This is a genomic window from Amycolatopsis vastitatis (assembly GCF_002234595.1).
In the GTDB taxonomy this organism is placed as follows: Bacteria; Actinomycetota; Actinomycetes; order Mycobacteriales; family Pseudonocardiaceae; genus Amycolatopsis; species Amycolatopsis vastitatis.
Map to the genome: position 1 here is coordinate 1 of NZ_NMUL01000023.1, position 16,181 is coordinate 16,181.

Consider the following 16,181-nt stretch of genomic DNA (forward strand, 5'->3'; position numbering starts at 1 on the left):
CCCACTGTTTCTCACTCACGACCGGCCACGGCCAGATCGGTCAGGGCCGCGATGAGGCGGGTCACGTTGCCGTGTTTCCACAGCAGGGTCGGGCTGAGCCGCAGGCCGAGGGAGGCCTCCAGCCGGTTGCGCAGCTCCAGCGACATCAGGGAGTCCAGCCCGAGGGTCTTCAGCGGGGTGGCCGGGTCGAGACCGTCGGGGTCGATGCGCAGGACAGCGCCCACGTCCGTGCGGACCACGACGGCGATGTCGTCGGGGCCGACCGCCCTGGCGGTCCGGCCGGTGGTGTCGGTGAGGGACTGCCAGCTGGTCTGGGCAGCCGCCGCCGGGTACATCTCCAGCAGGCGGCGGACATCCAGATCGGCGTAGCCGACCACGGTCTCCTCGGCGAGGAAGCCGGTGAGCGCGTGCCACAGCTCGTCGACCTGCAGCGGCGCGAGACCCCGGTCGGCCAGGCGGCCGATGTTGCCGACGGCGAGGCCCACTTCGGACACCGGCCCCCACTGCACGCTCAGCGCGGGCAGTCCCTCGCGGACGCGGCGTTCGGCGAGGGCGTCCAGGAAGGCGTTGGCGGCGGCGTAGGCGCCTTGGCCCGGCAGCCCCGCGTACGCGGCCACTGAGGAGAACAGCACGAACGCGTCCAACGGGTCGGAGCGGGTGAGGCGGTCCAGGACCAGCGAACCGTCCACTTTGGCGCGCAGGACCGTGGCCAGGCTGTCGGCGGTGATGTTCGGCAGGGTGGCGTCGTCGAGGACGCCGGCCGCGTGGAACACCCCCGCCAGCGGGGGCATGGTGGCGCGGACGTCGGCCAGGACCTCGGTCATGCGTCGCTCGTCGGCGACGTCGGCGCGCCAGTAGCGCGCGCCGGGCGGGGGTTCGGCCGCGCTCCTGCCCAGCAGCGCCACGTGCTCCGCGCCGTGCGTGAGCAGATGCTCCGCGAGGGAGCGGCCGAGCGCGCCGGCACCGCCGGTGATCAAGTACGTGGCATCGGCGCGGAAGCGGCCCCGCGGCAAGGGATCCGGGGCGACGGGCTCGCCGTCGCACGGGTGGGTGAGCACGATCTTGCCGATGTGGTCGCCGTTGGCGAGCATCCGCAGGGCGTCCGCCGCCCGGGCGAACGGCACTTCGGTGACCGGCAGAACGGGGGCATGGGGCCACGCCTCGGCCAGCAGGCCGGCGAACCGGTCGGGCGAGCGGCGCAGCAGGCCCACGATGTCCACCGCGGTGAACGACACGGCCTTGCGGAAGGCGCCGAGGTCGATCGGCATGTCGGCGTAGATGTCCCGCTTGCCCAGCTCGACGAACCGGCCGTCGTCGGCCAGCACGTCCAGGCCGAGCGGGATCGCCGCACCGGTCAGCGAGTTCAGCACGACGTCGACCCCGCGTCCACCGGTGGCCGCCCGGACCTCGTCGGCCCAGTCGGTCGTGCGTGAATCGAAGACGTGCTCGACGCCCAGCTCACGCAGGTGAGCGCGCTTGGCCTCGGTACCCGCGGTGGCCAGCACGGTCGCACCCGCGTCGCGGGCGACCGCGAGCGCGGCGAGCCCGACGCCACCGGTGGCGGAGTGGATCAGCACCGTCTCCCCAGGCCGGACGCGGGCGACCCACCTCAGCGCGTACCAGGCGGTGGCCAGCGCCATCGGCAGCGCGGCGGCCTGGGCCGCGGTCAGCGCCGGGGGGATCGGCGCGGTCAGCCGGGCGTCGACGACGACCTCGTCGGCCATCGCGCCGGCGACGCACGCGATGACGGGGGTGCCGACCTCGACGCCGGCGGCGTTCGAGGCGACGACCTCGCCCGCGCAGTCGAGGCCGAGCAGGTCCCGGTCGACCGGGTCCGGGTAGACGCCCAGGGCTTTCATGGCGTCGAGGAAGTTCAGCGACGCGGCGTCCACGCGAATCCGCACTTCGCCGGGACCGAGCTCGCGTGGCCAGGTGGCCAGCCGGGTGACGGTGTCCACCCGGCCGGGCCGGCGGACGGCCAGCCGGTAGCCGCGCTCGCGCAGCTTCGGCGTCGCAGCCGGGTCGCCACCACGACACCGCCGGCCGACCCATCGCCGCTCGCCGCGCAGCACCACCACGTCCGGACCGTCCACATCGGACAACTCGGCGACCGTGGCCGGTGTGACGGCGTCGACGTCGATCAGGCGGGTCCGCAGGTGCGGGTACTCCGACTGCAGGACGGTCGCCATGCCCACGTACAGGGCGGCGTGGGGATCGACTGGCGAGCCGTCGGGGGCGGGCCTGGCGTTGCGGGTGAGAAGCACGAACGCCGAGGAGCCGGAGACGGCTTCGCGGATGGTGTCGAGCAGGTCGGAAAGTCCGCCATCGCCCGGCGCGACGAACACGGTGACCGGATCGCCCGCACCGGCCGCGTCGAGGCCCGCATCCGCGCCCGCCAGGGTGAACGGCGGCTTGGCCGGGGTGGCCGTGCGCGGCTCGGGGTCGAACACCCAGCGCAGCAGGCGGTCCTCGGGGACGCTCGCGGGCAGGTACGAGAACCGGAGCCCGTCGACGTGCCCGACCGGCGTGCCGTCGGGGCGGCAGATCAGCAGGTCCACCTCGCCGTCGGCGGTACGGCGGGCGTGGACCAGCGGCTCGGTGGGCACGTCGGCCAGGTGGACCGACCGCGCCGACACCGGGACCACGGCGTCGGCACCGGGCAGCACGGCCAGTGCCACCTGGAGAACGCCGTCCCAGAACGCGGCGCTCTCACCGACGGGACCGCTGCCGGGGTACCGCAGAGTGCCGACCGCGTGCGTGTCGCCGGCGGTGACCTCGGCGACCCAGCGGAACGCGGGGCCGTATTCGTGGTGCCGCTCGGCACACCGGGCGTAGAAGTCCACCGGCGCACCCGGGGCGAGCTCGGGAACTGTGCCGAGCGCGGCGGGGACAGACGTCCGGGCGGTGGCATGGGTGACCGGGCGGCCCTCGACCTGCGTGCTCACGCTGACCTGGCCGTTCGGACGGCGCACCGTCGTGAGCTGGACATCGTCTTCGCCCAGCGTGAGCGCGGCCGAAAACTCCACGTCGCGCAACGGCACCCGGTCCACCCCGGCCCGGAGCAGCGTGAGGTAGCCGCCCGCCGGGTAGACCACCGTGCCGTGCACCTTGTGATCGGCGAGCCAGGGGTGCGTGGCGAGGGACAGCGTGGTGACGCCGTCGCCCGCGGTGCCGCGGCGTCGATCCGGACCGATCCAGTAACGCTTGCGCTGCCAGGGGTACGGCAAGGGGGTGCCCGCCGGACGCTGCGCGGGACGCGGCCCGACAGCGGGCAGGCCGGACGCGTACGCCTCGGCGAACGCCCGGGTCAGATCCGCGTTGCTGCCGTGACCGCGACGCAGGCTGGCCAGCACGGCGGGCGGCTCGTCGTACCGCTCGGCGAGCTGGGTGAGCGCGGCACCCAATCCCGGGTGCGGGCTGATCTCCACCAGGTGGGTCACGCCGTCGGCGACGGCCGCGTCCACGGCGTCCGCGAACCGCACGGGGTGACGCAGGTTGCTCGCCCAGTAGCCGGCGTCGAGGTCGTGCCGCAGCGAAACGTCCATCGTGGACAGGAACGGCACGCGGCCACGACCCGGCGTGATGCCGGCCAGAGCCTGCCGGATGTCCGGCAGGATCGGGTCCATCAGCGGGCTGTGCGAGGCGTAGTCGACGTCGACGAGCCGGCAGAACACGTCGTCGGCCTCGAGGATTTCCTTCAGCAGCACCACCGAGTCCACGTCGCCGGACAGCACGCAGGAGCGAGGACCGTTGTGCACGGCGGGTGTCACGGTCTCCTCGAACCCGGCCAGCACCGTCCCGAGTTCCTCCCAGCCGAGGTCGACCGCGAGCATCCGGCCGCCACCGGCCGCCGCGCGCAGGATCTCGGCGCGCCGCGACACCACCCTGGCGCCGTCGGCCACCGACAGCACGCCGGCCACCGTCGCCGCGGCGATCTCTCCCTGGCTGTGCCCGATGACGACGTCCGGCCGCACGCCTGCCCGTTCCCAGGCGGCCGCCAGCGAAACCAGCATCGCCCACAACGCGGGCTGCACCCGGTCGACCCCGCCCAGCGGCCCGTCGAAGACCTCGTCCACCGTCCACCCGAGAGCGTCGGCGCACCGGTCGAAGGACTCGGTGAACGCCGGGTCGGCGCCGTGGAGGTCACGGCCCATCCCGACCCACTGGGCCCCTTGCCCGGGGAACACGAACGCGGTCTTGCCCGGCGTCCGCGCGCGCCGGGGCTCGCCGGCGATGGCGTCGATGGCGGCGAGGGGATCGCCGTCGACCACGACGGGCTGCCGCAGCGGGAAGTGGTCGCGGTGGTGGGCCAGCGTCGCGGCCACCTGACGGCCGTCCGCGCCGTGTGCGATCGTGTCCCGCACACCCTCGAGGCGCTCGGCGAGGGCGGCCGGGTCGTACGCGCTCACCGGCAGCACGTACGGCCCGGCCGTCGTCACGTCGGCGGCGCTGGGGCTGTCGGCGAGCGCGGTGAGCACGACGTGCGCGTTGGTACCACCCCAGCCGAAGGAGTTGACGCCGACATGGGCGTCCTCGGCCAGCGGGACGGCGTCGGTGGCGACGCGAATGCCGAGGCGGGCGAAGTCGATCTCCGGGTTCGGCTGGTCGGCGTGCAGTGAGGGTGGCACGGACCCGTGCTCCAGCGAGAGCACGGCCTTGATCAGGCCGGCGAGGCCGGCCGCGGGCTCCAGGTGGCCGATGTTGGTCTTGACCGAGCCGATCGGCAGGCCGTCCGCGCGACCGAGGACCTCGCCGATGGCCGAAGCCTCGGACAGGTCGCCGCGCCGGGTTCCGGTGCCGTGTGCCTCCACATAGGACAGATTGACGTGACCGAGGTCGCGGTAGGCTCGGCGGAGCAAGTCCTGCTGGGCCGAGGGGTTCGGCGTGACGAGGCTGTCGCCGCCGCCGTCGTTGTTGACCGCACTCGCCACGATGACCGCACGGACCCGGTCCCCGTCGGCGATCGCGCGGTCCAGCGTCTTCAGGTAGACGGCCGCGACACCTTCGCCGCGGACGAAACCGTCCGCTCCCGCGCCGAACGCCCGGCACCGGCCGGTGGGTGACAGGCCGCCGAACCGGGTCAGGCCCACCGTCACCTCGGGCGTGAACATCAGGCTGGCGCCGCCCACGAGGGCGCCGTCGATGTCCCCGCACCGCAACGCCATGCACGCCTGGTGCACCGCCACCAGCGACGACGAACACCCGCATTCCACCGTCATGCTCGGCCCGGTCAGCCCGAGGAGGTAGGACACCCGCGCCGGCCCCACGTCCATGGAGCTCCCGACGAGGCTGTGCTGGGTGGCCGGCTGGCCGGTGTCCTTGCGCAGCAGCTCGTAGTCGTGCCACTCCGCACCGACGTAGACCGCGGTCCGGCTCCCGCGCAGGCCGGCCGCGGGTTGGCCGGCGTCTTCCAGCGCCCGCCACACCGATTCGAGCAACAGCCGCTGCTGCGGGTCGACCACCTCGGCTTCGCGGGGGCTGATCCCGAAGAACCCAGCGTCGAAGAGGTCCACGTCGTCGATGAACCCGCCGACCGCCTGGACACCGTACTCGGCCGGGTCCCACCGGCCGGCGGGAACCGCGGTGATGGCGTCCGTGCGCGACTCCAGCAGCCGCCAGAACGCGTCCAGGTCGGGCGCCTGCGGAAACCGGCCCGCCATACCGACAACGGCCACCGGAGATGGTTCACGCACCCCAGTCACGCTCCTATTTCGCCACGCCTTGGGTAAACTGGTTCCCGGCCGTTCCGGCCGATTCGGAAACGACAACAGACACTTTTTTCGCGATCCCGGAGTTTAACGAAACTCGATTACCGGCCGCTGACAGCCGGCTGACGTCAGCCACCCCGCGGCGCCGAACCGGGAGGGTGACCGGTGAGGCTGAGGAAGACGTCGTCGAGAGTGGGCCGGCGCAGGGCGAAGTCGGCCACGTCCACACTCACCTCGCTGAGGGCGGCGGCGGCACGGGCGATCCCGCCGATACCGTCGCCGACCTGCAGCGCGATGGTGGCCCGGTGCTCGTCCACCCGGGTCTGGCCGACCGCCGACAGCGCCGCGACCGCCGTTCCCAGTTCCGACGGCAGCGCGACCGAGACTTCCAGCCATTCCTCCCCCACTTTGCGCTTCAGCTGGTCCGGGCTGCCTTCGGCGACCACCCGGCCCTCGGCGACCACGACGATCCGATCGGCCAGGTGGTCGGCCTCGTCCAGGTACTGGGTGGTCAGCAGGACCGTGACGCCGTCGGACACCAGCTCACGGACCATCGCCCACAGCGACCGGCGGCTCGCCGGGTCGAGCCCGGTGGTCGGCTCGTCGAGGAACAGCACCGACGGCGACGCGATCAGGCACGCGGCGAGGTCGAGGCGGCGGCGCATGCCCCCGGAGTAGGTGGACAGGGAGCGGTCGGCGGCATCCGTGAGACCGAACCGGTCCAGCAGCTCGGCCGCACGAGCGTGGACGCGTTTCCGGCCGAGGTGCAGCAACCTGCCCAGCAGGAGCAGGTTCTGCCGTCCGGTGAGCAGTTCGTCGACGGCGGCGTACTGACCGGCCAGCCCGATCCGGCCGCGCACTCGGTGCGCTTCGCGCAGAACGTCGAACCCGGCGACCTTCGCGTGGCCCTCGTCCGGTTCCAGGAGGGTGGCCAGGATCCGGACGATCGTGGTCTTGCCCGCCCCGTTGGGCCCCAGCAGTCCCAGCACGCTGCCGGCCTGCACGCAGAGGTCGACCCCCCGGAGCGCCTCGTGTCCGTGGTAGCGCTTCTTGAGCCCCTCGACCTCGATGGCGTTGCTCAACGCTGCTCCTCGGCCGGCACGCGGGTATCGGGCTCCATCGTGATCTCGAGCCGGTCGAGGCCGTTGAGGAAGCTGGACTGTTTCCGGACGACGTCGCCGCTCACGTGGAAGGCCGCGATCCGCGGTGCCATCACCTCGATGAAGCAGCGCAGTTCCACGCGGGCCAGCGGGGCGCCGATGCAGTAGTGCGGGCCACCACCGAAACAGATGTGCGGGTTCGGACGGCGATCCACGATGAACTCGTCGGGGTGCTCGAACACCGTCTCGTCGCGGTTGCACGACGGCAGCCACACCACGACTTGGTCGCCCTCGCGCACCCGCGCGTCACCGAGGTCGACATCCGCCACGGCGGTACGCATGGCGTGCATCGGCGGCGACGTCCAGCGCAGGATCTCCTCGACCGTGCCATCGATCAGGTCCGGATCCTTGCGTACCCGTTGCCACACATCGGGGTACGAGGCGAAGGCGAGGATCGCGCCGGCGGCGGCGTGCGGGGTGGTTTCCAGTCCGCCGTTCATCAGCCCGTCGCAGTTGAGCAGGATCTCCTTGGTGGACAAGCGCTGCCCGTCGACCTCGGTGTGGACCAGCGTGGAGACGACGTCGTTGCCGGGCGCGTACCGGCGGCGCTCCATCAGATCGGCGAAGTACAGGAAGATCTCGGCGTGTGCCGTACCGCGAGCCGCCGCGGCGGCCTCGCTCTGGTCCGAGTCGTCGAACGCCGTGTCGGTGAGGGTGGCCAGCTTGGCCCATTCCTCCGGCGGCACGCCCATCATCTGGCAGAGCACCCAGGTCGGGAACCGGGCGGTGAGCTCCCGTACGGCGTCGAACGAGGTGTTTCGTTCGACCAGGGCGTCGACGTGCGCGGAGAGCCGCTTCTCCAGTTCGGACCGCATGGTGGTGACCGCCCTGCCGGTGAACCACGGTGCGTGGACCGCACGGATCCGCCGGTGATCGGCACCGTCGGCGACGACCATCATCTTGTGCACGGCGGAGCGGACCGAGGCCGGATTGCCACCGAGCCGCATCCCCTGGGTCGAGACGAACTCCTTGGTGCGCTTGATGACCCGGCTTCCCAGCGCGTGGGTGGTCACCGACCAGAAACCGCCGACCCGGCCGGATTCGTGCCAGGCCACGGGATGTGCCGCGCGGGCCTGCCGCCAGACGTCCCAGTGGTCGCCCGAACCGTAGAAGCCGGGCGCGGCCAGATCCAGCCCAGGCTCACCGACTTTCCACTCAGGACTTCGCATGACCGTCCACCGCTTCACGCAGGCTGCGGGGGCGCATGTCGGTCCAGTGGGTCTCGACGTACTCCAGCGCCGCGTCTCGCGGGCCTTCGGCCAGCGCGACGGTCCACCCCGCGGGCACTTCGGCGAACGTCGGCCAGAGGCAGTACTGGCCCTCGTCGTTCACCAGGACGTAGAAGGTACCGCTCTGGTCGTCGAACGGGTTGGACACGGCAATCACTCCATTTCTCGGTGTACAGGGCAGGTCAGGCCGCGGCGGCGACGCGGTAACGCCGGAAGCTCAGCACGGTGCCCACGATCAGCAGCAGGACGAACGACACGACCACCACGACGACCGGGTTGCGCCCCGGGAAACCGCTGTCCGTGATCATCGGGTTTCCCCACAACCGGCGGCAGGCGTTGGTCACCGAACTCACCGGGTTCCACTCCGCGAACGGACGGATCCAGGGCGGCAGCGTCTCGGTGGACAGAAAAGCGTTGGACAGGAACGAGAACACGATCACGACGATCCCGCCCAGCGAATCGATCGACTCGACGTTGCGCAGCGTCATGCCGAGCAGCACACCGATCCAGATCATCACGTAGATGAACATCGCCAGCAGGGCGAACCCGCCCAGTACCGGCAGGAGCCCGGTGTGGACGCGCCAGCCGGCCAGCGCCGCCACCACGGAGACGACGACCAGCGCGACGAGCCCGACCACCAGGTCGCCGAGGCTGTGCCCGACCAGCACCGATCCACGGGTGATCGGCAGCGAGCGGAACCGGTCGGTCAGGCCGCGCTGCAGGTCCACGGAGACGCCGATGGCGGTGGGGGCGATGCCGGCCAGGCCGATCTGCGCCGCGGCGCCCGCCATCAGGTACTCCTGGTAGCTCCCGCCGCCGGGCACCTTGATCGACCCGGCGAACAGGTACCCGACCGCGAGGATCGTGATCAGCGAGTTGAACGTCATGCCGACCAGCCGGCCCGGCGCGCTGCGCAGGTGCATCAACCGTCGCCCGGCCAACGCGGCGACCTCGGACAGCGCGGTTCTCATGTGGACACTCCTCTTGCCTCGGTCACCCGGCGAAGCTCTTCGGCGACCACGGCACCGATGAGGGACTGCGGTCCGGGATGCATCATGAACTCGTGCCCGCAGACCAGTGTCCGTGCGTCCACCGCATCGACGTGCGGGCGCCACTGCCGCGCCCACGGCTCCGCTTCCCCGTCGGTGAGACCGGGAACGGCCACGAACAGGAGCATCCGGCCGGCGAAGTACCGTGGCCTGAAGGCCTGCAGGTGCACGGCGTGGTTGTGCATCACGGCGAGGACGTTCGCCATGCTCTGGGCGTCGAACACGGCCAGCGGGCTGTTGCCCCGCCGCAGCACGCTCACCACGTCCGCCGGGGTGAGACGCCGTCCGGCGAACTCCGCGCGGTCGAATCCCGCGTGGCCGAGGAAGTGGATGATCAGCTCCTGGTCGTCCAGGATGTCCTGGTCGCGCCCGGCGACGAACGGGTAGCCGTCGAGATTGGCCAGGAACGCCACCTCCTCACCCGCCTCCTGCAACTGCACCGCGATCTCGTGCGCCGCGACCCCGCCGTAGGACCAGCCGAGCAGGTGGTACGGACCTTCCGGCTGCACCTTCCTGATCTCGGCGACGTAGTTGGCGGCGACGGCCTCCATGGTGCCCGGAAGCGGGAGCGTGGTGCTGATGTTCGGTGCCTGCAGCGCGTAGATCGGGCGGTCGGAGCCGATGTGGCCGGCGAAGCCGAAGTAGGACAGGCCCAGCCCGAGTCCACTGTGGATGCAGAACAGCGGTGGCTGGTCGCCGGTCGTCCTGATCGGCAGCACCGGTGCGAGCGGGTCCACTTCCCGCTCGGCGGCCTCGGACACCCAGGCGCGCACGTCGAGCCGGGCGACCTGGCCGTCCGTCGCGGTTTCCCGGCTTTCGGCGATCCGGGCGAGATCCTCGATGGTCCGGTGCGCGAACACGTCCATGACCGTGAGCCGCAGTCCGGCCGCGGCGGCTCGCTCGGTGAGCGCGACCGACTGCAGGCTGTTGCCGCCGAGTTCGAAGAAGCTGTCGTCGGCGCCGACGCGCTCCAGGCCGAGCTCGTCCGCGACCGCGTCGCAGAGGATCTGCTCGGCCATCGTCCTCGGCTCGCGTCCGGCCGACCTGGTGACTCCGGGTGCCGGCAGCGCCTTGCGGTCGACCTTTCCGTTGGCGGTCAGCGGAAGTGCGTCGAGGCGGATGAACGCGGACGGCACCAGGTAGACCGGCAACCGGTCCGCGAGGTGTTGGCGGACCGCGGTGTCGTCACCGACGAGGTAGGCGACGAGGCGCTTGTCGCCCTGCGTGTCCTCGCGGACCACCACCACGGCGTCACTCACGTCCGGATGGGCGCGCAGCAGGCTCTCGATCTCGCCGAGCTCGATCCGGTGGCCGCGGATCTTCACCTGGGTGTCCCGCCGTTCGACGAACTCCAGCTGCCCGTCCCGCCGGTAGGTCACCCGGTCGCCGGTGCGGTACATCCGGCCGCCGGCGAACGGGTCGGCCACGAACGTCACGGCGGTGCGGCCGGGGTCGTTCAGATAGCCGCGTCCGACCCCGCTGCCGGCGACGTACAGCTCACCGGGCACACCGACCGGAACCGGACGTAGATCGTCGCCGAGCACGTAGAGGCGGGTGTTGCGCACGGCCCGGCCGATCGGCACCCGGACGTCCCCGGCTGTGACATCGGGGGCTTCGCCCCGGGCCGGGGGCTTCGCCACCCGGAACCCCCGAAAAGAAGCGTCGTCCTTGCCGATGAACGCGTGCGTGACGTCGTCGGAGCACTCGGTCGGGCCGTAGGCGTTCACGATGGGGATGCCGGGGAAATGCCGGTGCCACCGGCTGCACAGGTCGGGGGGCAGGGCCTCGCCGGTCACCACGAGCCAGCGCAGTGACGCCAGGCTGGGCACCGGCGCGCCGACGTCCCAGCGGTTCAGCGCCACGCGCAGCAACGACGGCACGACCTCGAGGACAGTCAGCCCCTCCGTGTCCACCAGGCCGAACAACGCGCCCGGATCGGCGGCGACCTCGCGGCCCACCGCCCGCACGGTGCCACCGACCATCAACGGTGCGAGCATCTGCCACACCGACACGTCGAAGGTCACCGGCGCGTTCTGCACCACGCTGTCCTTTTCGGACAGTCCGAGATCCTCGATCTTCGCCAGGAGATGGTTGACCATGCCGCTGCGGTGCACCATCGCACCCTTGGGCTTCCCGGTCGAGCCCGAAGTGAAGATCACATAGGCCAGGTCGTCCGCACGGCCACGCGGCTCCGCGGGCGTCTGTTCGCCGTCGGAGAGCACGAGAACCCGAGGTGCGCCAAGCTGTTCGGCCAGCTCACGATGCGCCTCGTCGACCACGAGCCACTCGGCACCGCTGTCGGCGAACAACGCCGCGATGCGCGCCACCGGCGCATTCACGTCGAGCGGCACGAACGCGCCGCCGGCGGCCAGCGCGCCCAGGACCGCCGTGACGAAGCCGATGCCCGGCTCCGCGAGCACCGCGACCAATCCGTTCAATCGACCGGCCAGCGCCGTGGCGCGGCGGACCAACGTGGCATAGCTGATCGATCCGGTGGCGTCGACCACCGCGACGGCGTCCGGGTTGGCAGCGGCCAGCCGGCACGTCCGTTCGACTATCCCCTCGTAGTCGCCGGGCCGTGCGGTGTCGTTCCACTCCTGGAGGACCTGACGGCGTTCGATGTCGTCCAGGACGTCGATCCGGCTCAAGGGCCGGGCGGGCTCGGTCACCACGCTGTCGAGGACCCGGAGGAACCGGGTGACGATCCGCTCCGCGGTTTCCCGGTCGAAGAGTTCGGCGCTGTACTCCAGGAGCCCCCGGATGCCCCCGGCGGCTTGTTCCGACATCAGGAAGGTGAGGTCGAACTTCGCCGTGCTGGACAGGAAGAGCTCCTCCCGGACGTCGAGGCCGGGCACCTCGAACCGGGCGTCCTCGGTGTTCTGGAAGGTGAGCATGACCTGGAACAGCGGGGCCCTGGTCAGCGAGCGGCTCGGGTTGAGCGCGTCGACCACCTGCTCGAACGGCAGGTCTTGGTGGGCGTAGGCCGCCAGGCTGGTCTCCCGCACCCGGCGAACCAGCGAGGCGAAGGTCGGGTCGCCCGCGGTGTCGGTCCGCAGTACCAGGGTGTTCACGAAGAACCCGATCAGCTCCTCGAGCGCCTCGTCGGTGCGTCCGGCGATCGGCGTGCCGATCGGGATGTCGGTGCCCGCCCCGAGCTTGGTCAGCAGGGTGGCCAGCGCCGCCTGCACCACCATGAAGACCGTCGCGCCGGCCTGGCGGGCGAGCGTGGTCAGTCCCCGGTGCAGTTCCGCGGAGACCTCGAAGGGCACCATGCCGCCGGCGAAGGTGGTCAGACCGCGACGCGGCCGGTCGGTCGGCAGCGCCAGCTCCTCCGGCAGGTCGGCCAGCTCACGCGTCCAGAACGCGAGCTGACGGCTGAGCACACTGTCCGGGTCGTCCGCCGTGCCGAGCAGTTCTCGTTGCCAGAGCGTGTAATCGGCGTACTGGACGGCCGGTTCCGGCAGGCCGCCCTTGCCGTCGCGGCGCAGTTCGCAGGCCTGCGCGAGGTCGGTGAGGAGCACGTCCATCGACTGTCCGTCACCGGCGATGTGGTGCATGACCAGCACCAGGACGTGCTCGTCCGGGGAGAGCGCGAAGAGCTTGGCCCGCAACGGAATCTCCCTGGCCAGGTCGAAACCGCGGTTCAGCTCGGCGTCCAGTGCTTCGGCGAGCCGGTCCGGTTCGATGGTCTCGGCCACCAGCTCGGCCCGCGTGTCCAGGATCTCTTGATACGGATGCCCGCCGGTGTCCGGGTACACCGTGCGCAAGGACTCGTGCCGATCGCACACGTCGGCGAGGGCGCCGCGCAGGGCATCCCGGTCCAGCTCGCCGGACAGGCGCAGCGCGGTCGGCATGTTGTACCGGCCGGTCGAGCCGTCCAGGCGGTTGAGGAACCACATGCGCTGCTGGGCGAACGACAGCGACAGCACGTCGGGACGGACCCGCCGGCCCAGCGCGGGCCGGGCTTCCCCGGCCCCGGTCAGCCGGCCGGCCAGCCGCGCGGCGGTCCGCGCCTCGAACAGCCCGCGCACCGACAGCTCCCGGCCCAGTGCGGACCGGACCCGGCTGGCCACCACGGTCGCGGACAGCGAATGCCCGCCCAGTTCGAAGAAGTCCTCGTGCACCCCGACCTCGGGTAGCCCGAGCACGTCGGCCATGATGCCGCACAGGATGTCCTCGACCGGTGTGCGGGCAGCCTGCGCTGCCCGCTCGCCCCAGGCCGGCGCCGGTAAGGCTCTGCGGTCGAGCTTTCCGTTGGGTGTCAAGGGAAGGGCGTCGAGAGCCACGATGGCGGACGGGATCAGATAAGCCGGCAGCCGGGCCGCGAGATGATCGCGGACCGACGGGTCCGCGCCGGTCACGTACGCCACCAGCCGCTTCTCGCCGGGCGGTTCCTCCCACACCACGACGGCGGCGTCGGACACGTCGGGGTGGGTGCGCAGCGCGCTTTCGATCTCGCCCAGCTCGATCCGGTGCCCCCGGATCTTCACCTGCTGGTCGCGGCGTTCCAAGAACTCCAGCTGCCCGTCCGCGCGCCGGACCACCCGGTCGCCGGTCCGGTACATCCGCCCGCCGTCGAACGGGTCCGCCACGAAGGTCGCGGCCGTCTGGCGCGGATCGTCGAGATACCCGCGACCGACGCCGGTGCCGCCGACGTACAGCTCGCCGGGCACCCCCACCGGAACCGGCCGCAGTTCGTCGCCGAGGACGTACAGCTTGGTGTTGCGGATCGCGGCGCCGATCGGCGTGCGGCGGGGGACGTCGGTGATGAACGCGTGGGTGACGTCGTCGGAGCACTCGGTCGGGCCGTACGCGTTGACCAGCGGAATGCCCGGGATGTGCCGCAGCCAGCCGGCGCAGAGGTCCGGGGGCAGCGCCTCGCCGGTGACCACCAGCCAGCGCAGCGCGTTGAGGTCCGGGCGGTCGGCGCCCGAGTCCCACGACTCGACGGCGGTGCGCAGCAACGAGGGCACCACTTCGAGGACGGCCACCTGCTCCGCGGCCACCAGGCCGAACAGCACCTCGGGATCCGCCGCCTGGTCCCGGCTCACCACCCGGACACTTCCGCCGACCATCAGCGGCGCGAGCATCTGCCACACGGACACGTCGAAGGTCACCGGCGCGTTCTGCACCACGGTGTCCCCTTCGGACAGTCCGAGATCCTCGATCTTCGCCAGGAGGTGGTTGACCATGCCACGCCGGTGCACCATCGCACCCTTGGGTTTGCCGGTCGAGCCCGAAGTGAAGATCACGTAAGCCAGGTCGTCCAGCCGGCCACGCGGCGTGGCGGGCACGTCCTCGGCGCCGTCGAGGACGACGACCGGGACACCGTCGGCGAGTTCGGCCGCGAGGGCGGCGTGTGCGGCGTCGGTCACCAGGTGGCCGGCCCCGCTGCCGGCCAGCAACGCCGCCAACCGTGCCTTCGGAGCGTCGACGTCCAGCGGGAGGTAGGCGCCGCCCGCGGCGAGGGTGCCCAGCACCGCCGTGACGAAGCCGATTCCGGGATCGGCGAGGATGGCGACCAGGCCGTCCACCCGCCGGGCCAGCGCGCTCGCCCGGCGGAGCAGCACGGCGTAGCTGACCGATCCGGTGGCGTCGGTCACCGCGACGGCGTTCGGGCGCTTCACCGCGCAGCGTCCGACCCGGTCCACCACGCCCTCGTACCGGTCCGGCCGGTCCGTGTCGTTCCACTCGACGAGCAGCCGGCGACGTTCCCGGTCGCTCAGCACGTCGAGGGCGGCGAGCCGGCGGTCACCGCTCACGATGGTGTCGAGCAGCCGGGCGAACCGGTCCGCGATCACCTCGGTCTGCTCCCGGGTCAGCAGGTCCGGGGCGTAGGCGTAGTGGACGCACAGCCGCTCGCCGGTGTCGATCACCAGGCTCAACGGGTAGTGCTGCGGGTCGTGCGAGTCGACGCGCGTGATCCGGATGTCCCCCATCACGTCGTTTTCGCCGCTGCTGGGGAAGTTCTCGAACATGATCGCGGTGTCGAACAGTTCGCCCGTGCCGGCCAGTCCGGGAATGTCGTTCTGCACGTCGGCGAGACTCACGTGCAGGTGGGGCAGCATCGTCGCCTGCTGGGTCTGCAGCGTGGTCAAGATGTCCACAACGGACAGTTTCGGGTCGAGATCGACCCGCACCGGCAGGGTGTTGACGAACAGCCCGACCATCCGCTCCACTCCGGGCAGGGCAGCCGGACGGCCGGACGAGACCGCGCCGAACACGACGTCCCTGCGGCCGGTCAGCCTGCCTAGCAGGATCGCCCAGGCGCCTTGGACCACGGTGTTCACGGTCAGGCCGTGCTCGCGCGCCCAGCTCCTCAGCCTGGCGGTGGCGGTTTCGGGCAGCTCGCGGACGACCAGCTCGGGGAGGACCGGGGTACGACCGGGCTCCACGGCGGTGAGCCGGGTCGGTTCCTCGACGCCGTCGAGCATGGCCCGCCACGCCTCCCGCGCGGCGGTCTCGTCCTGCTCGGCCAGCCAGGCGAGATAATCCCGGTAGGGCGTGACCGGCGGCAGGACGGTGGGGTCGGAGCCGTTCTCGTAGAGGGTGAACAGCTCGCTCACCAGCACCGGCATGGACCACCCGTCGAGCACCAGGTGGTGGACCGTCCACACCAGCTGGAACCGTTGCCCGGCCAGGCGGACCAGCGTGAAGCGCAGCAGCGGTGGACGAGCGAGGTCGAAGCGCCGGACCCGGTCCGCGGCACGGATACGGGCCGTCTCGGCGTCGCTCTCGGACTCCGGCAGTCCCGTCAGGTCCACCTCCTCCCACGGCACCGTCACCGTCTTCGGAACGACCTGCAACGGCCGGCCGGACTTGGGGTAGCGGAAGCAGGCGCGCAGTGACGCGTGCCGCTCGAAGAGAGCGGCCGCCGCGGTCCGGAGCGCCTCGGCGTCCAGCGGGCCTTCGAGGTGGGCGACCACCTGGATGATGTAGACGTCCTCGGCGTCCCGATCGAACTCGGAGTGGAACAACAGCCCCTTCTGCAGGGGGGACAGCGGCAGAATGTCGTCGATCCGGCTACGTTTCATC

At 71.6% G+C, this 16,181-nt stretch carries 6 protein-coding genes; all 6 read right to left on the reverse strand.

What is annotated here, in order from left to right; genetic code table 11:
* Positions 1 to 11: 11 nt before the first annotated feature.
* The 6 genes from CF165_RS22815 to CF165_RS22840 all read right to left on the reverse strand — a co-directional run bounded on the left by CF165_RS22815 (position 12) and on the right by CF165_RS22840 (position 16,180).
* The gene (locus tag CF165_RS22815) at positions 12 to 5,675 is read right to left on the reverse strand and encodes a type I polyketide synthase (protein ID WP_205660944.1); all 5,664 of its coding nucleotides are present in this window, start codon (positions 5,673 to 5,675) and stop codon (positions 12 to 14) included.
* 161 nt (positions 5,676 to 5,836) lie between these two features.
* Positions 5,837 to 6,790 (reverse strand): ATP-binding cassette domain-containing protein, encoded by a 954-nt coding sequence (locus CF165_RS22820; protein WP_093949594.1) that lies wholly within the window; start codon positions 6,788 to 6,790, stop codon positions 5,837 to 5,839.
* A complete protein-coding gene (locus CF165_RS22825; protein ID WP_093949595.1) occupies positions 6,787 to 8,037 on the reverse strand; it encodes a cytochrome P450 in 1,251 nt (416 codons plus the stop codon). Before CF165_RS22825 ends, CF165_RS22820 begins: the two co-directional genes overlap by 4 nt.
* Positions 8,024 to 8,245: an MbtH family protein gene (locus CF165_RS22830; protein WP_093949596.1), complete on the reverse strand. Its 222-nt coding sequence runs from the start codon at positions 8,243 to 8,245 to the stop codon at positions 8,024 to 8,026. Before CF165_RS22830 ends, CF165_RS22825 begins: the two co-directional genes overlap by 14 nt.
* Positions 8,246 to 8,279: 34 nt before the next feature.
* A complete protein-coding gene (locus tag CF165_RS22835; protein ID WP_093949597.1) occupies positions 8,280 to 9,068 on the reverse strand; it encodes an ABC transporter permease in 789 nt (262 codons plus the stop codon).
* Entirely contained in the window at positions 9,065 to 16,180 is a 7,116-nt protein-coding gene (locus CF165_RS22840) for a non-ribosomal peptide synthetase (protein WP_093949598.1), read from the reverse strand. The genes CF165_RS22835 and CF165_RS22840 overlap by 4 nt, the downstream gene beginning before the upstream one ends.
* Position 16,181 lies beyond the last annotated feature (1 nt).

Excerpts from the sequence above, each read along its gene's own strand:
- CF165_RS22825 (WP_093949595.1), bottom strand. The coding sequence starts at position 8,037 with ATGCGAAGTCCTGAGTGGAAAGTCGGTGAGCCTGGGCTGGATCTGGCC.
- CF165_RS22835 (WP_093949597.1), bottom strand. The coding sequence starts at position 9,068 with ATGAGAACCGCGCTGTCCGAGGTCGCCGCGTTGGCCGGGCGACGGTTG.
- CF165_RS22840 (WP_093949598.1), bottom strand. The coding sequence starts at position 16,180 with ATGAAACGTAGCCGGATCGACGACATTCTGCCGCTGTCCCCCCTGCAG.